The organism is Sphingomonas rhamnosi, assembly GCF_036663615.1.
Taxonomy (GTDB): Bacteria; Pseudomonadota; Alphaproteobacteria; order Sphingomonadales; family Sphingomonadaceae; genus Sphingomonas.
In genome coordinates this window covers 304,362-328,850 of the sequence record NZ_JAXOJJ010000003.1, presented here as the reverse complement: position 1 = coordinate 328,850, position 24,489 = coordinate 304,362, and the positions used below count along the sequence as shown (strand labels likewise).

The 24,489-nt window shown below is 62.4% G+C and carries 20 protein-coding genes, 1 tRNA gene and 1 pseudogene; 9 read left to right on the top strand and 13 right to left on the bottom strand.

From position 1 onward, the window contains the following. Positions 1-229 precede the first annotated feature (229 nt). From U1701_RS09000 to U1701_RS18710, 4 genes are all read right to left on the bottom strand, one after another. Positions 230-1,174, bottom strand: a complete 945-nt coding sequence (locus tag U1701_RS09000) for a hypothetical protein (protein ID WP_332782214.1) — start codon at positions 1,172-1,174, stop codon at positions 230-232. Beyond that, positions 1,171-3,699, bottom strand: coding sequence for a S8 family peptidase (locus tag U1701_RS08995; protein WP_332782213.1), 2,529 nt, complete (start codon positions 3,697-3,699; stop codon positions 1,171-1,173). Before U1701_RS08995 ends, U1701_RS09000 begins: the two co-directional genes overlap by 4 nt. A gap of 58 nt (positions 3,700-3,757) precedes the next feature. Further along, the gene (locus U1701_RS08990; RefSeq protein ID WP_332782212.1) at positions 3,758-4,810 is read right to left on the bottom strand and encodes an AAA family ATPase; all 1,053 of its coding nucleotides are present in this window, start codon (positions 4,808-4,810) and stop codon (positions 3,758-3,760) included. A 551-nt stretch (positions 4,811-5,361) separates the two neighbouring features. After that, positions 5,362-6,024 carry a pyridoxal-phosphate dependent enzyme gene (locus tag U1701_RS18710; RefSeq protein ID WP_443026021.1) on the bottom strand — a complete coding sequence of 221 codons (663 nt, stop codon included), beginning with the start codon at positions 6,022-6,024 and terminating at the stop codon, positions 5,362-5,364. 150 nt (positions 6,025-6,174) lie between these two features. Between U1701_RS18710 and U1701_RS18705 the strand changes: the two genes are divergently transcribed. Genes U1701_RS18705 through U1701_RS08975 form a run of 3 tightly spaced genes read left to right on the top strand, consistent with a single transcriptional unit; the run spans position 6,175 to position 8,469 of the window. Next, positions 6,175-6,921 carry a hypothetical protein gene (locus U1701_RS18705; RefSeq protein ID WP_443026020.1) on the top strand — a complete coding sequence of 249 codons (747 nt, stop codon included), beginning with the start codon at positions 6,175-6,177 and terminating at the stop codon, positions 6,919-6,921. 41 nt (positions 6,922-6,962) lie between these two features. Continuing rightward, on the top strand, positions 6,963-7,643 hold the full coding sequence (locus tag U1701_RS08980; RefSeq protein WP_332782210.1) for a hypothetical protein: 681 nt from the start codon (positions 6,963-6,965) through the stop codon (positions 7,641-7,643). Between the two features lies 1 nt (position 7,644). After that, positions 7,645-8,469, top strand: coding sequence for a DUF5677 domain-containing protein (locus tag U1701_RS08975; protein WP_332782209.1), 825 nt, complete (start codon positions 7,645-7,647; stop codon positions 8,467-8,469). A 67-nt stretch (positions 8,470-8,536) separates the two neighbouring features. On the opposite strand, the pseudogene U1701_RS08970 reads toward U1701_RS08975, so the two are convergent. Both U1701_RS08970 and U1701_RS08965 read right to left on the bottom strand, forming a co-directional pair. Further along, positions 8,537-8,731 (bottom strand): annotated as a pseudogene (locus tag U1701_RS08970) (peptide-methionine (S)-S-oxide reductase); the annotation flags it as partial. A 317-nt stretch (positions 8,732-9,048) separates the two neighbouring features. Further along, the gene (locus tag U1701_RS08965; RefSeq protein WP_332782208.1) at positions 9,049-9,783 is read right to left on the bottom strand and encodes an SDR family oxidoreductase; all 735 of its coding nucleotides are present in this window, start codon (positions 9,781-9,783) and stop codon (positions 9,049-9,051) included. Between U1701_RS08965 and U1701_RS08960 the strand changes: the two genes are divergently transcribed. After that, positions 9,773-10,768 carry an AraC family transcriptional regulator gene (locus tag U1701_RS08960; protein ID WP_332782207.1) on the top strand — a complete coding sequence of 332 codons (996 nt, stop codon included), beginning with the start codon at positions 9,773-9,775 and terminating at the stop codon, positions 10,766-10,768. The two genes, U1701_RS08965 and U1701_RS08960, sit on opposite strands and share 11 nt — an antisense overlap. A gap of 167 nt (positions 10,769-10,935) precedes the next feature. On the opposite strand, the gene U1701_RS08955 is transcribed toward U1701_RS08960, so the two are convergent. The 3 genes from U1701_RS08955 to U1701_RS08945 form a co-directional block, all read right to left on the bottom strand. Further along, positions 10,936-11,400, bottom strand: coding sequence for an SgcJ/EcaC family oxidoreductase (locus U1701_RS08955; RefSeq protein WP_332782206.1), 465 nt, complete (start codon positions 11,398-11,400; stop codon positions 10,936-10,938). A gap of 112 nt (positions 11,401-11,512) precedes the next feature. Further along, positions 11,513-12,307, bottom strand: coding sequence for an AraC family transcriptional regulator (locus tag U1701_RS08950; protein ID WP_332782205.1), 795 nt, complete (start codon positions 12,305-12,307; stop codon positions 11,513-11,515). A 309-nt stretch (positions 12,308-12,616) separates the two neighbouring features. Continuing rightward, on the bottom strand, positions 12,617-13,405 hold the full coding sequence (locus U1701_RS08945; protein WP_332782204.1) for a DUF1206 domain-containing protein: 789 nt from the start codon (positions 13,403-13,405) through the stop codon (positions 12,617-12,619). An 819-nt stretch (positions 13,406-14,224) separates the two neighbouring features. Here U1701_RS08945 and U1701_RS08940 point away from each other — a divergent pair. From U1701_RS08940 to U1701_RS08920, 4 genes are all read left to right on the top strand, one after another. Beyond that, on the top strand, positions 14,225-16,447 hold the full coding sequence (locus tag U1701_RS08940) for a sensor domain-containing protein (protein ID WP_332782203.1): 2,223 nt from the start codon (positions 14,225-14,227) through the stop codon (positions 16,445-16,447). 786 nt (positions 16,448-17,233) lie between these two features. Further along, positions 17,234-17,683: a nuclear transport factor 2 family protein gene (locus U1701_RS08930; RefSeq protein WP_332782201.1), complete on the top strand. Its 450-nt coding sequence runs from the start codon at positions 17,234-17,236 to the stop codon at positions 17,681-17,683. Positions 17,684-18,484: 801 nt separating this feature from the next. Next, complete coding sequence (locus U1701_RS08925) at positions 18,485-19,462, top strand: hypothetical protein (RefSeq protein WP_332782200.1); 978 nt, start codon at positions 18,485-18,487, stop codon at positions 19,460-19,462. A 14-nt stretch (positions 19,463-19,476) separates the two neighbouring features. After that, positions 19,477-19,863 carry a helix-turn-helix transcriptional regulator gene (locus U1701_RS08920; RefSeq protein ID WP_332782199.1) on the top strand — a complete coding sequence of 129 codons (387 nt, stop codon included), beginning with the start codon at positions 19,477-19,479 and terminating at the stop codon, positions 19,861-19,863. A 3-nt stretch (positions 19,864-19,866) separates the two neighbouring features. Here U1701_RS08920 and U1701_RS08915 read toward each other — a convergent pair whose 3' ends face one another. Together U1701_RS08915 and U1701_RS08910 are read right to left on the bottom strand one after the other, a co-directional pair. Continuing rightward, entirely contained in the window at positions 19,867-21,147 is a 1,281-nt protein-coding gene (locus U1701_RS08915) for a tyrosine-type recombinase/integrase (protein ID WP_332782198.1), read from the bottom strand. A gap of 167 nt (positions 21,148-21,314) precedes the next feature. Then, positions 21,315-21,405, bottom strand: a tRNA-Ser gene (locus U1701_RS08910). Positions 21,406-21,494: 89 nt separating this feature from the next. Between U1701_RS08910 and U1701_RS08905 the strand changes: the two genes are divergently transcribed. Next, on the top strand, positions 21,495-22,352 hold the full coding sequence (locus U1701_RS08905; protein WP_332782197.1) for a peptidylprolyl isomerase: 858 nt from the start codon (positions 21,495-21,497) through the stop codon (positions 22,350-22,352). A 43-nt stretch (positions 22,353-22,395) separates the two neighbouring features. On the opposite strand, the gene U1701_RS08900 is transcribed toward U1701_RS08905, so the two are convergent. Together U1701_RS08900 and U1701_RS08895 are read right to left on the bottom strand one after the other, a co-directional pair. Beyond that, positions 22,396-22,929 (bottom strand): response regulator transcription factor, encoded by a 534-nt coding sequence (locus tag U1701_RS08900; protein ID WP_332782196.1) that lies wholly within the window; start codon positions 22,927-22,929, stop codon positions 22,396-22,398. Beyond that, the gene (locus U1701_RS08895) at positions 22,926-24,251 is read right to left on the bottom strand and encodes an ATP-binding protein (protein ID WP_332782195.1); all 1,326 of its coding nucleotides are present in this window, start codon (positions 24,249-24,251) and stop codon (positions 22,926-22,928) included. The genes U1701_RS08900 and U1701_RS08895 overlap by 4 nt, the downstream gene beginning before the upstream one ends. Between the last annotated feature and the right edge of the window lie 238 nt (positions 24,252-24,489).

Sequence of the window (24,489 nt, the reverse complement as noted above, 5' to 3'; positions counted from 1 at the left end):
GCGAACGACAGCGAATGAGTGTCCGCACCTGCGGGCTAAAGCAAGCGTCGCGCATGCGCGAGCGGCGATGGCGGGCGGCACCGCGTGTTACATCGAGAAGCCGGTGGACGGCGATGAGCTATTGCGTGCCTGGAGGGCGTCCTCCGCTCCCTGACCTAATCGGCCAGCCCCTGCGGGTTGCGCAGCGGCGCAAGGCCCAACGCTAAGCAGCCGTTCGCCAGAAACGTCACTAAGCCTTGCTGGCTTCCTTCAGAGCCTTCCGCCCGTCAGACCGCATGGCCGACGATGCCGTAGGCGCTGCGCTTGCCGAAACCGCGAAGATGATCACGTTGTGGGGTGCAATCGTTCCCTGAGCATCAACGACCGTCTGCATGTCGGGATCGAAGCGCCAATCGTCCCAGCGCCACGTGCTCTCGCCGGGAACCTGGACGACGACGTACGAACCGCGCCGTAGCCTAGCCGACGTGCGACTATCGCTGAAGTCGAGCCCCAGATCGAAGAGCTGGACCTGCTTGTTCCACTCCCGCCGCATCAAGTTCTTGGTGACGCCGCCAGCGAGGGCGACCAGCTGCGGGAGCGCTGGCTGGACCGACCCAAGGAGCTTCAAGCCATCCTTGAAGATCGAGCTCTCGAGCACATCGATGATCGCCTCGTCGCCGGCATTGCCGATCAAAACGGTTCGCCCCTTGAACGACAGACCGTCTGCTGGAACCGTCACCCCCGTGAAGATCGGCATGCCGCTGACGGCGGCGCGCGCGCCGTCTGAGACGTGAAGCACACTCGCGAACTGCAGATCCTGCGACTCGCCGCCCGCCTGGTCGCGACCCTGAAAGTCGAAAAGCACCTTGTGCGTTCCGTTGCCGGGATAGCGGTGGACCTGAAAAGCGTCGAGCGTCACCTTTACCCTCTGTCCGATCAGCGACCGGTCGGCCTCGATGCGCGCCGCGGGCGTGATGGTCACGAGCCCCGACCCGCCAACGCCCTCCTCGATGAACCCGAAGAGGTGGGTCGTCTGCTTCCACGGCTTGGAGAAGATGTCACCCAATCCCTGACCGCGGACGCCGGCTTCCCGAATCTCGCAAGCGCCCTCCTCGTCGCCGATATGCTCGAGGAAGGCCGCAACGTCCGCCTCGCTCTGGTACCCCAAGCTCAACTGCTCGTCGAAGTCGTTCAATTCCGTGTCCTCGTCTGCGGCATGACCCGGCTCCTTATGGAGGCGGCTATGTCGGCATTGATGCTGTCGGCCACCTCGATCGTGACCGCCATCGCATACGGCACATCCACCCTCGACATATGCGGCATCTTCGACACCGACTGCACGTTGATGACGAAGTCCCCGTCGTCGCCGAAGGGGATTGCCTTGCGATTCCCCTCGTAGACCGCGTGGATCAGCGTCCCGCGACGGGCGAATCCGACGGCGGGCTGATTGGAGACGCGCTGCACGCCTTCCCACAGCTGCGTCTTGCCCGATGTGCCTACGAGATCGAGGGCAACCGCGCGGTACTGCGAGCTGTTGGGGAATACTGGCGTGAGCCATGCGAGGGTGACGACGATGCGCCTGAACTCGACGCTGGAGCGCAGCTCCGTGGGCAGGGGTATCCGCCACTCGTGACGCTGCTCCTTGCGGATGCTGTCCTCGGCCAGCAGCGTCACGCGGTGTCCACCTCCGCCAACGACGCGATCGCTGTCCACGGCCCCGTACCCGATCGCGCGCGACACTGCCTCCTTGCGCCGGACGACGTGGCCAGACGGGATGTGTACTCCCGTCATTTCCTGACCAAGGTCCCCCCAGCTCGCGCCATGCGCGATCAACGCCTTCAGAACGCAAGGCGCGGTGGGGCGGGTGTACCAGGGCTGCTCGGTATTAATCGGGGAGTCGTCGAGCACATCGCCGATGAGCATCGCCATGCGCGTCGCCAGCGCGGCCGCGTTGCTAGTGCCGGCAGACCGGCGCGTGAAGTCCAGGTGCCCACCGTGCGGATCCGGAGATGCTACGCTCTGGCCGAAACGGTCCGGATGCTCGCGACCGTGAACGCGCAGCATCGCTCCCTCGGTCGGGTGGGCGACCTGGCGTCCGCCGGGCAGCATCACGTCGGGCTTCACGGATCGGTTGAAGCCATGGCCGAGGCCCGATGCAAGGATCGGCGCGGCCACATCCCCGAACGGATCACTGAGGTTGGCCGGGAGAGAAAGGGTCGAGCCGTCCGCATGGGCGGCCGCGACCGTCAGCGCGTTCACCGACTCGGCCGGCGCGAAGATCGTGCGCTGCGACTTCGACGCCTCCACGGCGCGGAGCAATTCGGCCCGCCGGTGCTCCGCAGTCGCGGCACGCATCGCCGCACCGGTCTTGTAGCCCGGCACCTCGAAGGTATCGCGGATGTTGCCGGCGCTGATCACGAACAGCACCTTGTACTTCCATGCGAGATGATCGAGCAGCCGCGCCCAAGCGCTCATGGTACCGGCGAAGCCGAATGCCTCATCGCAGATCGAGTGATTGATCACGACGACGTCGGGGCCACTGGCCTCGAGCCCGCCAGTGCCCTCCTTCAGCTCCTTCACGGCGCGATGGATCACGCCGAGCGCCAGCTTGTCCTTGGGCGGCGTCTCGAATGATCCATCCGGCATCAGGACCGGCACCACCTTCAGACGCCGATCGATCGGCGGATTAGCCTCACTCAGGTCTCCGCGCAGGATCAGCGACGCCATGGCCGTTCCGTGGAAGCGGCGGTTCACCGGCGCCATCGAGTCCGCAACCTCGAGCTCGATCACGTCGAGTCGGTTCCGGAGCAACGCGTGGTTCTCAACGGGCCAACCGTCCAGCAGCGCCGCGATCGACGCCCGGACAGGATCAGCTGAGCTTTCCTCATCGTCTTCCGCCTCGGTCGCGATCAATTCGTCGATCGCGAAGCGGAACCCGTTCTGGGGACGGATGGACATGATGTCGTCGTCGAGCGCCAGCGTACCGGTGCGGGCAATGATCTCGTCGACTGCGTCACCGGGAAGGTGGATCAAGGCGGAGTGGTACCGGATCTCGTCGATCCGCTCCTCGTCGAGGACCGTGCCGCCCAGCAACTCGACGTTCGCACGGAACTCCGTAACCGCGCGTAGGCGGGTGGCGCCATCGCCTCGATACCACAGGTCGACCTCGAGCCTGAGGTCGTCACCGGGCGTGCGGCTCTGCTCTTCCCTGAGGCGTCGGCGCGTGGCCTCGCCGATCCGGTCCTCGGGACCCCAAGGCCGCAATTGATGCAGGAGGCCGAACAGCTTCCACCAGTCGCCATGCTTATCGGGCGCGGGCTCGTCCGCCTTGAACTTGTTCCAGAGGCTGCGGAGGAGTTCGAACGTCGCCTTGGTTGGCATGCCGAGGTAAAGAGCGCCCGACACCTCGTCCGACGTTACATCCTCGTTGGCGAGAAGCTCGACGTCAGCGTCCAGACCGCCCTCTTCGTCCTGCTCGTCATCGTCATCCGAGACGCCGGTTGCGGGATCGAAATAGGATCGTACGCCCCGCAGTGTCGCCACTTCTTCCGCGAGCCACTCCAGTCCGACCTTGCTCGCCGCGTTGACGAAGCGCTCCGGCGAACCGATGATCTCGATGACCAGCGCACGTTCGGGAGCGAGGGCGGATGGATCGTCTGCAACCTCGATGTCATCCCGGTCGAGGATGTCGCTGAAGCCCTTGTCAATCGCAGGCCCCAATCGCTGTGCCTGGGTGCCACTTGGGACACTATGCCGTTGGCGTCGATCGGGCTCGCCCTTAATCCGCGGCAGTGTCTCCGTGCGATTCCGGGTCAGCGGCAGTATCTCGTTCTTGCTCGCCATCCCTCGAAGTCATCCCCACCCTAGGCCCGAAGCGGGCTCGCCACGCCTTCAACTGCTGCAAGACTATCGTCTTAGGCGAGCCCTTGCCGAGCACGATCTTGCGCTTGATGTCGAGCAGGAACTCCTCCGCCTCCGCGAAGCTGCTGCCCTCCAGGTCGCGAGCCAAGGCCGTCGGGTCGATGCCCAGTGCCTTGCGGTCCGCGCCGACATGATCGAGCCAACGGCGGAACACGGCGCGTGTAGGCATAGGGAGCTCCAGACGAAGCTGGAAGCGCCGCCACACCGCGCGATCGAGAAGCTCTGGGTGATTGGAGGCGCACACGATCACCGTGTACGACGGCAGGTCGTCCATCTGCAGGAGCAGGGACGACACAACCCGCTTGATCTCCCCCGTCTCGTGGATGTCACCGCGCTCCTTCCCGAGCGCGTCGAACTCGTCCAGGAACAGCACACATGGTGTCGCCCGGGCGAAGTCGAACACGCGCTTCAGGCGCGCCGCCGTCTCACCGAGATAGCTGTCGATCACCGCGTCGTAGCGAACCGTCAGGAACGGCACGCCCAGAGCGAATGCTATCGCCTCGGCGAGCGTCGTCTTCCCATTCCCAGGGGGGCCGGCGAGCATGACCCGATGACGGGGATCCAGCGAATTCGCGCGCAGGACGTCCGCCTGCTGCTGCTCCTCGATCAGGTCGCGGATCTGGGCCTCGACCGCTGGTGGCAACACCAGCTCGTCGACGCTGCGTAGTGCCGGCCGCTCCACCAGCAGATCTCTGACCTTGTCGGGCAGAAACGAACCTCCGACGGCTCGAGGGATCGGACGTGTCGCCACCGCGACCGAACCGAGCGCCTTCGACAGGCGTTCGGCGAGGGTATGATGCTGCTTTGCGCGCGCTTCCGCAACCAGCGCCGAGACAGTGCGCTCGAGCTTCGCGTGGTCGTTCTGTGCGCCGGCCTCTGCCAGCTGTACAACTAGGTCAGCCCTGCTCATCCATCACCGCCATCGGAAGCACAGCATCCGCCAGCCTCCGCCCTCTCTTCATTCGCCGCGGCCACGTGCAACGTCAAGGTCGATCAGCCTCACCAAGTGTAACAGAGTGGCACGCAATCGTGTAACACTATCTTGATCCAGGCCATCAAAGGGCTCGAATGCCGAGTGCGAACCGCCCACGGGTCCGATCACCAATTCCATGGCATGAATTTGGGACGGACGCGGGAAACTCCTGCCACTGAGGTACCTGTAGAGGGTCATGCGCGCCACGCCCAGGTCGTCAGCGGCCTCGCTCCTACTGCCGCGACTGTCAACGAACGCAGCGAGCCTCGCCCTGAACCGGTCTCGATCTTCCATCGGGCTGCATTGTAACAACTAACAGTCGTACGCAACACAAAGCGGTACATCCTGTAACACTTTGGATCGAACTAATACCGGGATTGTAGCGGCAGGACGCGGTCGCGTGGCATAACGGCGCACGTCACGGTCGAGCAGGGCGAGCGTCTCGGTGGCCCTTGCACGCGTGACCTCGATCGCCCGCTCCAGCGGAGCTAGGACGGTGAACGAAAGCTGCCGTCCCGAATCGGCGCCCAACCCAGCCATGCCGGCAGCCAGGCCGGCGCGCGTGCCGGAGCTTCCGTTCGGCACGACGAGGCTTGCGAACCGCACCCCCAGCTCCCGCTCCTGTCCGATGGTCTCAGCGGCGAATGAAGCGTAGCCGACGCAGCCGACGGCAACGATCCGCCTGAGCCTATCACGCACCCCTTCCGGCCGACCTTCTCGATATCTGCAGCATGGCGTTGCGCGGCAGAAAAGGCGTCCCCGCCGCGGGGCACACGATGGACGGCCGCGCCGAAGAGATCGTCCAGCAGGATGTTGCCGTTGTGCAGGTAAGTGTCGTCAACCCGCGGCACCGTGTTGGTCAGAAAGAGTTCGCATGCGAGCCCCGCGCGCGCCGCCGCAGCCGCGCTCAGCCGGGCGTAGTTCGACTGCTGCGCACCCGTCGTAATGAAGGTGTTGCAGCCTTTCTCCAGCGCATCGCCGATCAGGAACTCCGGTTTAAAGAGCTTGTTGCCGCCGCCGACACCCATCAGGTCGTCGCGCTTAACATAGATCGCTGGCCCACCCGCCTGTTCGAGCCGGGGCAGCCGTTGGATGGGCGTAGGACCCTCGAGCAATTGGAATCGCGGCAAGTTGGCGAGCTGGGTAAGCATAGATTTATCCGCAAGGCGTACGCCTACCGTGTATCTAATGTCGCGGCAGCTCTACAACGATGGCTGCGCGGTCCGCCCAATTTCATCCGTGACCGCAGCGGCCTCCAGAACGTGTTCAGCTGCCCGGCCAATCCCGCTATGTTTCGACGCATGTTCGATCCAACCTCGATACCCATCGCGTTCCTTGCGCGCACTGCCGACGTGCTCGGTGACACCAAGGGCGGGCTGAGCGGCCGCTGGATCATCAGGGCATTCCTTCAATATGGGCAGCGATGGGATGTCCGCGTGCCGTACCCGGAAACCTTGGATGGCGTGAACAAGCGTAACGGCATCCTCGAAAGCCTGAAGGTCTTTTCGGGAGAGCAGCAATTTATCATCATCGATGAACTGAGCCAGCATAGTTCGTTCGCCTTCGGCGGACCGAGCAAGGACCAACGCATCCGGCTCCGCCACGACCTCCACACTAAACATGGGGCGTTCAGGACCGAGACCCTCGCCAAGGAGCTCGATGTCCCGCTGGTTGAGGTCGCACGTCACTGGCTGGAAAGCTATCCGGCCGCGCTCAGTCTCTTCGACCACGCCAAGACCAAGTACGACCTGAGCGGCCTTGGTCGCAACGTACTTGACGACCTGCGCCTCGCACTCGAGAAACTGCTGCACGCAGTGCTTGCCAACGACAAGTCGCTAGAGAATCAGCTGCCCTTCCTTGGCAAGCTGCTCAAGGAGAAGGGCGCCTCGAAGGAATTGGTCAACATGCTAGATAAGCTGCTGCGCTATTATTGCGACTTCCAGAACCAGCATGTGAAGCACGATGACGACGTGAAGGACGAGGAAATCGAGATCGTCTTCGAAATGACTGCCGCGTTTATGAAGCACATCGTGCGAATCACCCGTTGAAAGGAGCCAAGCGCACGCCCGTTCTCGGCGACCACAAGCGCGTGAGGTCGAAGCTGGTCACGCCGTTCAACGAGGCGTTCGGGCCGATGCGCGAGGTGTCTTGGATCAACACGATGATCCCCGAACTGCTCTGGATCGCGCTCTTGCAGGACGCCTGGGGACCGCGGCATGGCATCGAAATAATCACGGCGTTCACGCGCGATGTGCGAGCAAGCGACGCGTCGCGCGACCGGACGATCTGGGCCTCGGCCGGTAAGTTCGCCGGGCTACCGGAAGGTACGCTGGCGTCGATCGTGAAGGGCCGGCCCTACCGCGAGGATCTGTGTCGCCCGCTCGCACCGCTCCACGCGCACTATCCCGACCACCCGCTGCGCGAACTCGTTGCTGGTGACGGCTCCACCTTGTCGATTGACCTGGGCGAGCTGAAGGCGCTGGTCAGCGAGCTGTTCGACCGCGGGTCGGTGGTCGCGACGATGACGCAGGCTACGGCGACATGGCTTGCCTTCGACAGCGATCGCTTGAAAGTGAACGAGGGCCTGGCGCTCGCGGACTTCCCGCGGATCGAGGATTACCCCAGTACCGAGCAGTCGATCCGCATCGCGGCGTCGATCAGGGCGACGATGAACCAGATGTTTGGCGACGTCGACGCGATGGCGTCGGGAAGCGACTGGCCGGTCGCGTTCTGGAACCGCGGTCTCGAACTTGAACCATGCGAGGACTGATGTGACGGATGCGCTGCCAACGGACGGCGAGGAAGACGATGGCATCGAGCTGTGGCCGCTCATCCGCGACTATTGCGCGGACGTAGACCGCGAACTCGCCGAGCGCCTTAACGCCTGGCCGCCGGACTTCGCACACATCCACGTGCACGAGGTGATCGGCGGCATGCTCGCGCGGCAAGCGACGCTCGCCAAGGACGTGGCGCATGCGCCCGCACTGTGGACAGGAAGCAGCGCGCCGATCCTCCTGCGCGCGATGGCGGACGTCTACATCAACATTGCATGGCTGTTGCTCGACCCCGTCGAGCGCTGCCGCCGGTTCGTGATGTTCGGGCTGGGGCAGGCGAAGCTCGAGCTTGAGCATCGCCGCGCGCAGATCGGAGCGCGCGAGCCGACGGCGCAGGAGGCGGCCATGCTCGGGTCCGGACAGCAATGGATCGACAGCCAGCGCGTCGAGTGGCTGCTCGACGTCGACATCGGCAATTGGTCGAGCCTATCGGTTCGTCGGATGGCCGAGGAGGCCGGTTGCCTCGACTTCTACAATTATGTGTACACGCCGTTCAGCGCCTGCGCACACTCCATGTGGCACCACGTCGCGCGCTACGACCTGGTCGAGTGCTGCAATGCACTACACCGCTATCACCGTCGGCCCATCAGCGAGGCAAGGGACCCGGACGTCCACTACCTGACGCTAGCGGCGAAATACTGGAGCAAGACGGTCAGCACCTTCAGCAATACGTTTTCGCTGACGTTCACGGAGCCGTCATCCTATCGTACGCTGCTCGCCGCCGTCAGCGATGACGGCGGCGATGACTCCCAGGATCATTGATGCCCACGCACCCCGCTCTGCGGCGCCGGCGCGGTAGCTTCCAGCCCGGCCGCACGAAGTGGTACGTTTAGCTATTCGGGATCCGCTCGAGATAATCGTTATGCTCGGGCTCGGCTTTCCAGAACACCTCGAACGGCGCCAGCTCGGCGACAACCTTGCTCGGCCACAGCCCCGACGCCTCGACATCGGCGATCGTGTCCTCGGCGACGGCCTTCTGCTCGTCATCCGCGTAGAGGATCGGTGACTGGTAGCTGACGCCGACATCGTTGCCTTGTCAGTTCCTGGTGGTGGGCTCGTGGATGCCCCGCCCGTGCTAGCCCGCTAGTCCGTTCCGCTACTTCAACTCGTCGCCTCAGGTGATCCGACTGGTAGTGATGATGTATGCCGGTTTGCTTAGCGGAAAGCCGACAGCCCGGACACGGCGAGAGAGATGGAATCTGAACCTGAATGAGTGTCAAGTTCCGGGAAGCAGAAATGATCGGTTGAATGTCGACTTGTGGGTCCTTGCCGCCGCACCTCGGTTATCGGCATCGGACAGCGGAACGTTCATGTGACTAAGCGATTTGTCATTGCGGCCTTTCAGCCTTGCGCGGTTGGGCGGATAACGATGCTACTGACTTCTACTTCGGGCGGCTGCTCGATTGCATAGAGGATCCCGCGGGCGATCGCGTCTGGCGGGATTCCGATCGCAGCGATTTGCCCTTCGAATAACGCCTTGGTCGGCCGGTCGGTGATGCTGTCACCGAAGTTTGTGGCGATCATCCCCGGAGACACCTCGGTCACTCGCAGGCGTGGTCCTGCCTCCTGTCGCAGTATCTCTGTCACCGTGCGAACGGCATTCTTGGTGGCGGCATAGACGCCCATCGTTGGCAGCATTTTGATGCCGGCAGTGGAAACGACGTTGATTATATGCCCTCTCTCCTGACACGCGAACACGGGAAGGGCGGCGGCGATGCCGTACAGCGTGCCACGCAGATTCACGTCGATCATGGCGTCCCAGTTGTCGACATCCAGCGCGTCGAAACGGGAAATGGGTGCAATCCCCGCGCAGTTGATGAGGACATCAAGGCGATCGGCGCGTTCCACCGCGAACGCGACGAGCGCTTCGAGATCTTCTCGCCGGCGCACGTCGGTCGCCTTTGCCACCGCGGTTCCGCCAGTGGCAGTGATCGCCGCTACCAACTCTTCGAGCACATCCGCGCGGCGCGCGCCAAGCACGACGAAGGCGCCGTGTTCAGCCAGCAGTTTAGCCGTCGCTTGGCCGATTCCGCTACTCGCGCCTGTGATGGCGACAACCTTGCCTTTGATACCCATCGTCAATCTCCTCGTCATGGAGATGGGCAGTGCATTGGAGATGGACTATGGCACGTCGTCTATGGATTTGTCGCAATCGTCCAAATTCTCCATCGACCCTTTGTCCGACGTGCTGACCGTTCTCGGCGCGCGGGTCGCGCGGCAAACCCGGCTGGAGGCATCGGGACGATGGGCGTTCGCCTTTCCGGCCGTCGATCGCCTGAAATTCGTGGCCGTGCTTCGCGGCAGTCAGTGGATGCTGCTTTCGGGATGCGCGCCTCAATTGATGAACGCGGGGGATGTGTGCTTGGTCGGGCGTACCGCCTATGCCGTAGCAAGCCACCCCGCCGAGCTACCGATCGATGGGCAGCCGCTCTATGCCGAATGCGATGTTGCCCAAGTTGGGGGCAACGATACGATTGGGATCGGAGGGAGCGTGACGTTCGGCGCCGGAAGCGCCGAATTCCTGCTCGACATGCTTCCGGCATTCATGATCGTCCCTCGATCCTCGCCGTCGGCCGATGCGGTCGCGACGATCCTCACCCTGATGAGCGGCGAACTAGATCGGGGTAGGATGGGTAGCGACATTGTCAGCGCCAGGCTCGCCGACGTGCTGATGGTGGAAGCGATCCGTGCTTATGCGGGCCGTGCCGATGTACCTCGGATCGGGTCGCTTGCCGCGCTTTCGGACATTCGCCTTGGCCGGGCGCTTCGTGCCATCCACGATGATGTTGCGCGACCCTGGACAGTATCGGGGCTTGCCGGCTTGGCAGGTATGTCGCGTGCCGCGTTTTCCGCCGAGTTCACTTGCCTCGTAGGGCAACCGCCGCTCACCTATGTCCGCACGTGGCGTCTTACTCTTGCCCGCGCAGCGCTGATGCGCGGCGATGCGACCGTGGCCAGCATAGCGAACAGGGTCGGCTACACCTCACAGAGCGCGTTCGGGCACGCGTTCCGGCGCGCCTTCGGCATTTCTCCGAAAGCAAACTTTTTATCGGAAGAATGACGGCTATCCAGCTAAAGCAATCAAGCACCCGCCATACCGGTGCCCGCCAAGCCTCGATGATCAGCTCCCGGGTGGTTACCTGATATTTGCTATAATGTCTCGATGAACAAATGTCTGAAGCTGGGAAGTCGAAAGCGGCCGGCGAATGGCCGATATTGGGTCAATGTTCACCGCTTAGGCATTTTCACCGGATCGAAGCGCTGCGCCAATTCGTCGATTTGAATGTTGGCACCGTGCGCGATACGCAGGCCTGAACCGTTGGGCACCAGTACCAACGACATGCGATCGCGGCTTGGCGGCCGTTGCTCACCGGCAGGCGTTCTGAAGGCGCCTACCGACCAACGTACCACGATCACGAACGCCCCGCCCGCGATGGGCTGCACCGACTCGATCTCCTCAAGTAGCAGCGGCACGCCCTTGAACATGACCTCGAAGTAGACACGGTGGGCGCGATCGACCTGCGCCTTCCCCTGCCAGTGCATCCCGACGATGTTCATCCAATGGACGTCGTCGGCATAGAGCGCGCCCATCGCATCCATGTCCGCAGCGTTCCATGCGCCTGCGTAGCGATCGACAAGATCCCGGACCCTGGCGTCCGGGACAGCAGCAGCGGCGCTCGCCTTGCCGGTCATGAGCGTTCCCGCTGCCAGGATACCCGTGATTGCCTGTCGTCTGTCCATTCGACGTCCCTCCGTTCACGGGCGTCGTTAGCAGGGACGACGTAGTGGGAATTGAATGAAAGCGTCATCGACCCGAGATCCACTCCGTGAGAAACGCGCGCGGCGCAGTGCCGGCAAGTGCGCGGCAATCGCGCACGAAATGTGCCTGATCGGCATATCCGGCGCGGTACACCAGGTCGGTCCAGCCGGTACCGGGCGAGCGTGCCTTGGCATCAAGGACAGCGTTCAGCCGCACGGTCCGCGCAAACAGCTTTGGCGTCAGACCAACCTGTGTTTCGAAGCGCCGGGTGAATTGTCGATCACTTAACCCAGCACGTTGGGCAAGCGGCTGAATGCGCAGTCGGCCGCCGGATCGGAGCAGGGCCGCCGCCATCCGCGCCACGGGATCGACGGGCGGCACGACGGTAAGCCGCTGGGCGATCCAGAATTGCGCCGCGGCGACGCGCGCGTCGAAGTCATGCGCCGACATGACACCGTCCCGCAGCGCGCTGGCTGCCTTGCCGATCACGTCGCCAGCCGGCACCCCTTCGTTGACCAGCGCGCCCATTGGGATCCCGAACAGCGCATGAAACCCGCCAGGTTGGAAGCGCATGGTGAAAACATGAAGGCTGCCCGACATGAACAGGCGTGTACGGCGATAACTCTGCGGACCGACGATTACTGTTTGCGGCGTCAGAGAGGCCGGGCCGTCATCGTGAGACACGGCGTAGCGATCGCGCAAGTAGAACTCGATAAACTGATCGGGCCGCGCAGGCAGCGGTGCTGTAACGACGTCAGTGCCGAGTATGGCCAGCCGTTCGGCAAATGACATGACGACGCTTCTCAGCTCCGCTGTCGCAAGACGCTGCGCGATGATCACACCGCATCATCGGCCGATGACACATGACGTCAATAACTAATTGTTCGCCAATGCTCGATCATCGTAGCGATGACCGCCATCGATCAACGGGCCTGAGGCAAGCGGATAATCTACCATAGAGCTTGAGTAGCGGTGACTGGTCTAGGAATCACTTCGCGGACATGAACGGGCGTCTGCTTCAAGCCGCTCCTCCAGTGCTCTGAGTGTCCGGGTGGCCTCAGATGAAGGGACGGCTGAAGTCGGGGAGGCAGAAACGGTCTGTGACTGTCCACAACTCGGTCAACGCGTCAGGGCAGGCCTCTCGGCTCGCTAGCGCCAGCTGGTCGCGCGTCGAATGACTCCTTCGACAGGCACATCATGCAATTGCCGATACCGGGCCTCTACTAGGCTGAAGAGGCCGAATGCCAGGAGTCCTGCCCCAATGATGACATCGAAAGGGCTGGTCAACCAGGATAGTACATGTGCCATGCCGCCTGCCTCGCTCGCTTGCTCTTCGATTCCAGCCCTTGCGAGAAGGTAGCCGCTGATGAGGAACACGAGACCGCGTGCCGCATAGCCTGCGCGCCCGCTCCACTGCACCAAGGCTTGTTTCGCTACCGACGGCTCAAGGTAACGCAGGAACGAGCCTTTCGCTGCTTTCGCGAGCTGGACCGCACCGAGCACGACCAGCACCGATGCGCCGACCAGGACCAATGCCCAACCGCCAGGCAGCTGCATGGCCGTCCGCGCTCCTTGTCGAGTGCTGTCCCCGGACAGAGCCGCTCCGCGCATCAGCTGTACCGACTGCCACGCGAGCAGGAGATGGATGGCGCCACTGACGCCCGCGCCTGCCCGCTCCATCATACCTTTGCGATCGGAGCCGTGACGTTCGATGTCGAGAGCCGCATCGGCTAGGCGCCATATGCCATAAGCCGTTAATCCGGCAGCGATTACCCCTAGCAGCAACTGACCGCCGCCCCGGCCGAGATATTCAATCGCTCCACTGGGATCTTCCGCTCTGCCGGTTCGAAGGATGAGCAGGGCAATGACGATGTAGAGCAGCCCGCGTGTGGCGAAGCCGATCCGGGTCAAGGCTGTCAGGCGCGAGCTGGCGTTCATGCGGTCTCCCTTACCTCGGCACAACACCTACGAACCTATCTCGTTCCGGCATCGGAACGGCTTGCCGGTCGGGCTACGTCCTTGAATTCGTACTTGAGAGCGCCAACTGGTTCCTTGGTGCACAGGGCAGTGTCAGGCCAAATGCACCAGTTGGTAACGAGAGTTTCCGCCCCCACGGCGTTCCTGCAGCCCCAATCGCCGAGCATGCGTTGGTGTGGACGGCGAAGGCCGCGGACGAAGAGGCCAACTGGCGTGGTGGTCGGAACAGTATTAATCGACACATTCGAAGAAATCTTACGAACTGGAGTTACCCCTGATATTCGTCAGGCGTGGGAGGCCGTCTACGGTGAAACTGCGAGCTTGCCTGCTGTGGCTACCGCATTCGGGCGCCGGTCAGTCGCAGTTACGTCCGCGCCCGCTCGGGTGGTCGCAACCGCGAGCAGCGCGACGCCCAACAGCGATGAATATCGTACCGTCCAACCGCAGCCTCTTTGTGAACACCCATGGTACACGCTTTCCCTGAACGGGAAGGCAACAACGTTCCGTCTTCAGGCTGAATGAACGTCCGAAGGCGGGGAGGGCGCCGGCGGACCCGGATGTGTGGCAGCGGGTCCAAGACGACTGAGCTTGCCGCAATGGAGACAGTTACAGAAGTCGGCGGACCTCAATGTCCAGCGCCTGGGATCACAAATGGTGCGCCTTGGGAGCGGTGATAAGCCGCTGTAAAAAGCCCGTTCCCGCCGGACGCGGCACTTAGCCGTCGTTAATATTTCCCGTATACTCAGGGGCGGCGCGGAGACGCCGGGTGTGGAGAGTTTGATGGCGTTAACGACCGGGGGGAGTGACTTTAGCGTCTTTTTCGAGTCATCGCCGGCTCCGGCGTTGATGCTCGATTGCGACCTGACGATTCTGGCGTGCAACGCCGCGTATGAACGTGTCGCGCATGTGGATCGGGCAACCATGGTAGGGCGCCCGGTGTTCGACGTGTTTCCAGGCTCGGACGTTCAGCAGGCAAATCGCCTCCGTGAATCGTACGACCGGGTATTGAAAAGCCGAAAGCCGGATGACATCGCGCATCTGCAATTCGCCACGGCGCTCCCAGAAAGTCCCGGACTTCACGAGCGGTATTGGACGATTTCAAACAGTCCGATCATTCAAACCGACGGCACGCTCTGCGGAATTCTGTCTTGCCCAGCCGACATCACCGAGTTGGTTCGGCTGCGTCAGGGCGCCCTTTATGACGAAGATGCGGAGGTCGAGCCCGGGGCGCAGGAGCGCCTACAGCGCTGGACGCGGACCGTGCACAATGTTCTCGAATCCGAAAAGGAGCGGCTTCGCCAGCTGTTTCAAAGCACGCCAAGTTTCATCGCCGTGCTACAAGGCCCGCACCATGTGTTCGAATTGGCTAACGACGCCTATTACCAGTTGGTCGGGCATCGGGAAATCATCGGCCATCGCGTTGCCGACGTCCTTCCTGAAATCGTTGCGCAAGGTTTCATTGAAAAACTCGATAGAGTATTTCTAACGGGGGTGCCGTTCAACGCGCGTGCCTTGCCGCTGGAGATCCAGCGCTCCGCCGGCGGTGAGTTAGAGCAATGCTATATCGACTTAATCTATCAACCCATTGTGGACAACCATGGCAAAGTCACTGGAATATTCGCTCAAGGGAATGACGTAACGGATGCTCACAAACTGGCTCAGGACGTTGCATACCAGGCGTCCCATGATTTTCTGACCGGGCTGTGCAACCGACGCGAGTTTTGTCGTCAGATTCCGGACATCGATGAACCGGGTTCCCATGCCCTACTGTACATGGACATCGACCACCTGAAAATTGTCAACGACCGGTGTGGCCATGCGGCTGGTGACACCTTGCTTCTCCAGGTTGCAGATGCGCTACGTTCGCAATGCGACGACGAACACGATCTTCTTGCCCGTCTTGGAGGCGACGAGTTCGCCCTCGTGCGGCGAAATTGCAGCGCGGAGGCCGCGCTCGCGCTTGCTACCCGTTTGTGCGCCGCGGTGAAGGATATAAGTTTCATTGAACGGGGCAAGCGTTACGGCGTAACGCTGAGCGTAGGCGTCGCCATGTTCGGAGAGGCCGAACGGCCGTCCTTCGAGACCACCCTGGGCATGGCCGATGCCGCCTGTTTTCTCGCCAAGGAGAAGGGGCGCAACCGCGTACAGATGAGCTCCGCGTCCGACGAGGATGTCGCCCTTCAACGCCAGGAAATGGACAACGTCACCCGTCTCAAGGAAGCCTTGCGCGAAGATCGCGTCATCCTTTACGCGCAGCAAATCGTCGGCCTTCGGACAGACGACGAGACGCGAGACGTGTCTTACGAGGTGCTTGCCCGATTGTGCGAACCTGACGGTACGATCGTCGCTCCCAGCGGCTTCATACCCGCGGCAGAGCGTTACGGCATGATCGAGGAGCTAGACCGCCACATCGTTTGCAAGACCTTCGCGCATCTGCAAGGGAAGGTCGGCGAACGGAATGACGACATACGATACTTCGTCAATATCTCAGGTCTGACGTTGAGTGCCCACGGGTTCGTTGCCTTTATTGATGAAGCCCTAAAGCGATGTCCGGCGGTGGGGCCGTCCCAGATATGTTTTGAAGTGACCGAAACGGCAGCATTGTCGAATGTTCAGAGGACGGCCGAGGCAATGCGACGGCTTGTCGAGATCGGATTTACCTTTGCGCTCGATGATTTCGGAAGCGGAATGGCGTCGTTCGCTTATCTTAGCCAACTACCCGTCCAGTTCGTGAAAATTGATGGTGATTTTATAAGGGCGATGCGGGATCAGCCCTCTGCCGAAATTATCGTGGACGCGGTCGCGAGACTCGGACGTGCAATGAACATTCGCACGATCGCCGAATCTGTGGAGTATGAAGAGTTGATTCCGCGTCTCAAATCCCTAGGCCTAGATTACGCGCAAGGGTATGCGTTGCATCTACCAGAACCGATTGACGAGGTAACATTTTACCCGGTTGGCCGGCGATCAGAGACTTCGCGCGTAACACGGCCCGCTCCTTGATCGAGTAGCGTCTTGCGGGGGCAGTTCGCAAATTGCCCTCGAACTTGTAAGTGCATACGCGCAGGGCGGCCGCCACTCTCGCGACGTTGACAGCCACTGCTGCATTAGCGCAACCCACGAGGCACCGGTCATCGAGCGGTAGGTTTGAACCTGAATAAGCGTCCGATCACGGAACAGGACCGGGCCTGCTTGGATGTCCAGATTGGCGTCATTCGTGACCTATTAGCTGCTAGTCGGCTGCCTCCCAACTGTAGACATACATGCGGCTTGCCAGGCCTATCTAAAGCAGACACCATGCTGCCAGCGGTATGCCGCCGCGCAGGGTGAATCGGGCTATGATGGCTGCCTTCTTAGCTATGGCGCTTCAAGCAACCTCGACGGTCATTAGCCCGCCAAGCCTGGCCGGAAATTGGACCGTTGATCTGTCAACGCAACCTGGACAACTTTACACCAGGCCCATGCAGTTGACGCTGAACCCGGACGGGACGGTAAGTGGTGTATTTTACCAGAGCACAATTGAGAAAGGTCGTTGGAAGACTGACCGCGGACGGACCTGTGCCAGCTTCCGGACCTCAGATGCGAACGGACCATATCACACGTCTGTTTGCCTCCACGGTGATCGAGCTGAAGGTCAGACTTGGGCTGAGAACCGTAACTTTCTGTTCAACTGGATGGCCGTTCGGGCACCGTAGCATTCTGCGCCTGCCTTCAATGTGCCGCCCCGCTTTTCGCCCACTAGCCGACATCCGGCTCGACCTGTAACGTTGCTCAGGAGGTGCTTTTTCCATGCGCGTTCTATACGTGATTTGCTTGGCATTGGCGGGCCTGACGAGCAGCATTTCAGCCTTGGCCCAAACGACGGACGCTGCCCGACAGGCGATCACGAAAGCCGAGGATGCCTGGAGAAAAGCAAGGATTGCAGGTGACACCGCATTCCTAGAGCGCTTCTATGCTGCGGAGGGGCGCATCCAGGGCATGGATGGCAAGGTGCAGTCCCGCACCGCCGATATCGCGCTGTTCGCTACCGGCAAGATCAAACCCAAGTTCATCAATCATGGCCCGCTCGAAATTGCGACCTATGGCAATATGGCTGTCGTCACGGGCGTAGACCATCTCGGCGGTACTGCCTTTGGGCGCTATGGCGAGATGTATCTGCGATTCACGGACGTGTTGGTGAAGCGAGACGGTCGCTGGCAGCTGGTGGTGCAGCAGGCGACTTCGACATCGGGGTTCTGAACGACGGCTCTACCAACTATTGCCTTTCAGCTGCCTGGATGCCGTGCTCACATCGAGCAGACGCAACATGAACGAGCGGCTGGTTTTGGGAAGCCGCGTGGACGCCATGAACGTCCGGAAGTGGGTCTTTTACGTTCCCGGCGTGAAGCGTTTGCAGCGGATCTGTTCCTGCTCAGGCACTGGATATCCGCCAGTACGTAGGCAAAATCGATTATTGTCCGCACGATACGATCTGAACGCAGCCGAGCAAACCCGGGCAGACTTCAGTATCCTTCCGATAATCAGATTATACTGCGTTCATCAGGCCGGTTACGTCAGCGCGCTTGGTGAAGCGGGACGATGATACGGTACCAGGTCGACACCGACGAACGAAGTCACGGTGAGGTCCGGCCATGTAATCCATCGTTTGAGCTTGTCACGGGCAATCGCACTCCTAACTGCCTCAACAATCCACTGTCGGAGTTCGGGAGTTGGCAGCCCTTCGTTGTCACAGGTGTGTGGCAGACGAAACTCAGAGCGGTTGACGCCGACGTCCGCTGAAGCACTGCCTTCCCGTAACTCTGGTATGTGCCAAGCTACGATAGCTGGAGCGGCGCGTACGGAAATGGTCATATCGCGTCTGATCACTGACGTCCCCTGACTGTTCTTCAGATTGCGCGTTCGTCTCCCCAATATCACATGACCGTTAGGAGCGGAACTTTTTCCACCACCTTACGCCGTGTTCTGTTATATACTTTGAGGCATTCAGGGCAGCAGAGAAAGGATCGCTTGCTCTTACTTCAACAAGCAGGAGCACGATCGATGAGTATCACCCCCATCGCTGGCTGGGCGCTGAACCGTATCGTTGAAATGGATGAACATCATCCTGGCATCGCCGGCCACGTGTTGCGAGCATCGGCGGAACGCCGTCAGGTCGTTGCCGCATTTCTGTCGGTCTCACGGCCTCACGTCCAGATTTCGTGCGATGACGAACGGGGCTCGTTTCTGATCCACGCTACCCACGACGCCATTCTCCGCGCGGCATATGGTGCGGTGCCTTCCGGTCTGCGACGGGCGTTGGGGCGTGCGGGGCCGACGCCACACCCTCGTCGCTTCTACCTGTACCTCTACGCTCTGCTGTCATCACCCGGGCAGCAGGCTTTCAATAAGATCCTCGGCCGAATGCCGGCCATCGACCTCGACCGGTTGCGGATCGCGCGAGTGCTGCCAACCGATCTGCTGCGTGATAACATCATCTCTCACATCACCAGCGTTTCGGACGCGCGCGACCTCCGCGCCTACGTTTCGCTACTAGCAGAACATGACGTCGACCGCGACGCGCTGATCGATGCGATCGGCTCTGCTCCCAGTCGGGATGCTATCACTCACGTTGCACGACGCTGGACGCTCAAGGCTAGACTGCCCGATCATCCCGTCCCAGCCAGCAGTACCTATCGTCCGATCAGTACCGGTGAAGAGCTGCGCCGCACGGCCCTTCGGTACCGCAACTGCATGCGGATGTACGTAGTCAACGTCCTCGAACGCCGGTCGAGCTTTGCGCTGTTTCGACATGGCGACCAGGAAGCCGTAGTTCATCTGATCGCAAGCGAAGGCGGATGGGAGCTTGAGCGCCTGTACGGTCACCGGAACGGCGCGTTCGGTTCCGGGTTTCGCCAAGAAGCTGAAGCCTATCTGCGGCAGCACCATATCCGACTCAATGCGCGAACCGGCACGAAGCGGCCACTCGATCCGCTTCGGCGAATGATGGCGCATTTCGATCCGTACGGCGACGACGACTGAGCCGGGGCAGGACGATGTCTGCCGATGTTGATGAACTCGCAAATCCACGTGAATTTCGACAAACGGGAACCACGTGGCGCACAATGCTCGTCATGAAGAACAGAACCACCAACCCCAAATCTCGCCTAACGCCCCCCCGCCCCGCTTCGTCCGACGCCGACGATTTGCCCGTCACGGTCAGCCGTGCTCCGTTGCACGATCGGCTCCTACCGCTTCAGTCGGTGATGGAGTTCGCAGGCCTCGGCAAAACGATGATCTACCGGATGATGCGCGAGGGCAATTTTCCTGCAGCGTATAAACCCGGCGGCCATGCGTCACGCTGGAGCGAGCGTGAGTTAATCGACTGGCAGGCAGCAATGGCAGCGAAGCGTTACCAGCCCCAACCGCCTCGACGGCCTTGACGATCAGCGCATCGGCCGGCCGAGCAGGCTAGCGGCCGGCGGGATGCCATCCATAACAAGGTCGGCCCATTCCTGCGCAATCTCCCGACGACGCTCCATGAAGGCCGCCCGATTGTAGGCACTCTCGACCTTGTTGGGCGGGATGTGGGCAAGCATCAGATCGATGATCGCCCGGTCGTTCGGTCGGTTAAGCGTTTCGGCACGAGAGTTCATTATCGTCGAGAACGCGGCCCGAAAGCCGTGCGGTACGTGCCGCTGGTAGTACCCGGCACGAATCAGCAACGCGCGCAGCGTGTTTTCCGAGATCGGCTTGTGCAGGTGTCGGTCGCTCGGGAAGATCACTGGAAGTTCGCCAGTAAGCGGGGCAATGGTCTGCAGTACGTCTACCGCTTGCCGCGACAACGGAACGATGTGATCCCCGTCCACCTCAGCCTTGCGATCTTGGTCGCCTTTCATCCGTGCGGCCGGAATACGCCATAGCGGCGCGTCCCCGTCCAAATCCTCGATCTCATGCCAGCGCGCGAATCGGATCTCGTTGGGCCGAGCAGCAGTAAGCGCGCTGAACCGAAGCGCGAACTTGGTCGTCGCGCGGCATCGCTGCGCCTCGCATGCCGACAGCATTTCGCGGACTTCAGCTAGATCGATCAATGCAGGTTGCGGCTTGGCCTTCGGTTTACGCTTGAGTGCCTTCGACAGGCTGGCTGCAGGATTGGCCTCGGCAACCCCGGTCACGATGGCGTAAACGAAGACGTCTGAAATACGCTGACGGAGCCGATGCGCCGTCTCGATAGCGCCGCGTTTCTCGATCGCCGCGAGCACGTCCAGTAGCACCGGCGCTGTGATAGCGCTCATGGACCATGTGCCAATAGCGGGAAAGATATCGCGCGCTAGGCTATGCAGCACGTCCTGAGCATGGACCTTCGACCACGTCGACTGGCGCTGCTCGTGCCACTTGCGGGCTAGCCGTTCGAACGTGTTCTCGCCCTCCGCTCGGACGGCGCGTAGCGCGATGCGGCGCTGCATGCCAGGGTCGAGGCCATCTCGAAGCTGTGCTTTTGCTTCGTCGCGACGCTTTCGTGCCTCGGTCAACGTCATTGCAGGGTATGAACCGAGCGACAGTGTCAGCTGCTTCGGTTTGCCAGCTGCGTTTATTCCGAACGCGTAGTTCATGCGCCAGTGCCGACCACCCGCGGGACTCACGAGCAGATAGAGCTGGCCTCCGTCGGTCAGCTTGTACTGCCGCTCGCGCGGCTTGGCGGCTTTGATTTTGGCGTCGGTCAGCATCAGCCCAACACGATACCATGGTTTTCGCTGTCAGCTACCATGGACTGAACCATGCGACACCATGAACGCGGGGGAAATCCAGTGAACGCCCGCGAACGGTCGCGGCAGCTAAGTGCTTAAAAAGTGGTAGAAAAGTAACCCCTGAGGGTCGTTCAGGAACACTGAAATGGCGGAGCGGGAGGGATTCGAACCCTCGATACGCTTTTGACGTATACTCACTTTCCAGGCGAGCGCCTTCGACCACTCGGCCACCGCTCCGCATTGCTCTGGAAGCCGTCGACCTAGAGTGACAGCGCGCGCGACGCAAGCGATTGCGTGTCGCGTGACCCTGGGGCAGTCTCGCAGGGATGATCCACATCCTGCTTCTCGCGCTCGCCGCACCCCAGGCGGGGCCCGCCCCCACCCTCCCGTCCGATCCGGCGCCGGCCGACTGGGTCGCCATCCCCGACGACCAGCTGCTCGTCTTCACCTTGGCGAGCGGCAAGACGGTCACGGTGCGCCTCGCGCCTGCCTATGCGCCGGTGCACGTTGCCAACATCCGCGCGCTGGCGGCGGCGCGTTGGTGGGATGCGGGGACCAGCGTCTATCGATTGCAGGACAATTATGTCGCGCAATGGGGCGATGCGACCGAGAAGAAGCCGCTGGCGAACGGAGTCGTCGCCAACCCGCCGTCCGAATATGAGCATGCCGGGCCGACCGCGGTGGCGCGGCTCGGGCGACGCGATCCCTATGCCGAATGGGCGGGGTATAGCCGCGATGGCTGGCCGCTCGCGGGCAACGGCGCCAGCGAGTGGCTGCCGCATTGCTACGGCATGGTCGGCGTCGGACGCGACATGGCGCCGAGCACCGGGAGCGGTGCCGAGCTGTACGCGGTGATCGGCCACGGTCCCCGCGCGCTCGACCGCAACATCGCGGTCGTCGGGCGCGTGATCGACGGGATCGAGTGGCTGTCGTCGTTGCCGCGCGGTACCGGCGAGCTCGGCTTCTACAAGACGCCGGCGGAATACAGCCCGATCGTCTCGGCGCGGCTGGCGAGCGACCTGTCCGCCGCCACGCGTCCGCATTTCCAATATCGTGCGACGACCAACGCCCGCTTCACCGCGTGGATCGCGTCGCGTGAGAACCGGGCGCCGCCGTTCTTCACGGTGCCCGCGGGCGGCGCGGACATTTGCAACGCGATGCCGCCGGTCCGCCGCGCTCCCTAGACGGCGGGCGCGGGGTCGGATCCGGGTACGACACGAGACGCCGCTACTTGACCGGACGCTTCTCGAGCTTTCGCGCCAGCGTGCGGCGATGCATCCCTAACCGTCGCGCAGTTTCAGAGATGTTGAATCCGGTTTCGGCCAGTGTGGTGTGGATCCGTTCCCATTCGAGCGTCTTGATCGAGGTCGGTCGTTCGGAGACCTGCGCGTCGACGCTGCCCTCGGTGCGGTCGAACGCCGCCTCGATATCGTCGGTGTTCGACGGCTTGACGAGATAGTGCGACGCGCCGAGCTTGATCGCCTCGACCGCGGTGGCGATGCTCGCAAAGCCGGTCAGGACGACGACCAGCGTCGCGGGATCATGCGCGTGGAGGGTCTGGACGCACACCAGCCCCGACGCGCCGCCGAGCTTGAGGTCGACGACGGCATAGCGCGGCGTCGCGCTCGCCAGCAGCACGAGCAGCTCCTCGTGGCTCGCCGCCTGCATCACCTCGTACCCGCGGCGCTCGAACGAACGGCGCAGCGTCCGCGCGAAGACTTCGTCGTCCTCAACGATGACGAGCAGTCCGGGCGTGCTCATGCCGGCACGTCCAACGCGATCGCGGCGAGCGGCAGCGCCAGCGTCACCTCGGCGCCCCCGCCGTCGCGGTTGGCGACCGACGCGGTGCCGCCGAGCTTGCGCACCACGTTGACCGCTAGGAACAGGCCGAGGCCGTGTCCCGGTTCGAGCTTGCTCGACTGATAGGGTTTGCCAAAGCCCGCCAGCCGTTCGGCGGAAAAGCCCGGACCGCGATCGCGGACGATGAGGACCAGTTGATCACCGCTGCGTTCGCCGCGAAAGCCGATCCAGTCGGGCGACGCCTCGGACGCGTTGTCTAGGATGTTGGCGATCACCTGTTTGAGGGCGGGATCGGAGACGATCTGCGGGTTGTCGCCGACGCGGGCGACATAGTCGACCTCGACGCCGGCATGCAGCGCGCGCCAGTCGTCGACGATGCCGTCGAGGAACCGGTGCAGCGAAACGATCTCGGGCGCCTCGCCGCGCGCCTCGCCCGCCGCGAGCAGGATTCCGGTGACGATCGCCTTGCAGCGCTGCACTTCGGCCTGCATCTCGCCGATCTCCTCCAGCAATTCGGGGTCGCGCGCCATCACCGGCATGCGCCGCCAATCCGCGAGGATCACCGCGATCGACGCGAGCGGCGTCCCCAGTTCATGCGCGGCGCCGGACGCGAGCAGTCCCATCCGCACGATATGATCCTCCTCCGCCGCTTGCTGGCGCAGATCGGCGAGGTGGGTGTCGCGGCCGCGCAGATTGGCGGTGATGCGGGTCATGAACAACACCAACAGGGTCGCGATCAGCACGAAGCAAAGCAACGAGCCGAGCGTATAGAGTTCGAAATAATTGCCGTCATAGCCCGCAGGCAGGATCAAGGGGCGATAGCGCACCGTCAGCACCGCGAAGCAGCAGGCGGTGACGCCGACGACCGTCCAGCTCGACCAGCGATCGAGCAGAACAGCGCCCAGCACGACCTGCAACAGGTACAGCGCAATGAACGGATTGGTCGCGCCACCGCTGAGATAGAGCTGCGCGGTCAACAGCCCGACATCGAACAGCATCGCGCAAAACAGCTGCGCGTTGGCTCCCTTTTGCCAGCCATAGAGCGGCATGCTGGCCAGGTTGAGCACGACCGCGGCGGCCATCGCCAGCGCCATCGGGATCAGCGGCAAATCGAAATGCAGTACGAACCGCGCGAACAGGATCGTCAGCAACTGCCCCACGACCGCGAGCCAGCGTAGCGTGACCAGCTGGCGCATGTTCGCGCTGCCGGTCGCGTCGGTCAGCGTGGCGGCGCGACCGAGCCAGCCCTGCCAGCCTTGGCGGACCTGGCGCGCTTCGCTCATGCGGTTCTCCCGCGAAGGCGGGAGTCCAGGGCTACAGACGCTACCGCCTGCGACTCCTGAACTCCCGCCTTCGCGGGACAACGCCGCTGCAGCGACCGTGCCCGACCACGCACTGGAACTACCGGGTTCCCTCCACCCCCCCGGCGAAGGCCGGGGCCCAATTGGGCGGCCCAAGTCAGGTAAGTCAGACTGCTATCACGCAGGCCTTCCCATTTGGACCCCGGCCTTCGCCGGGGGG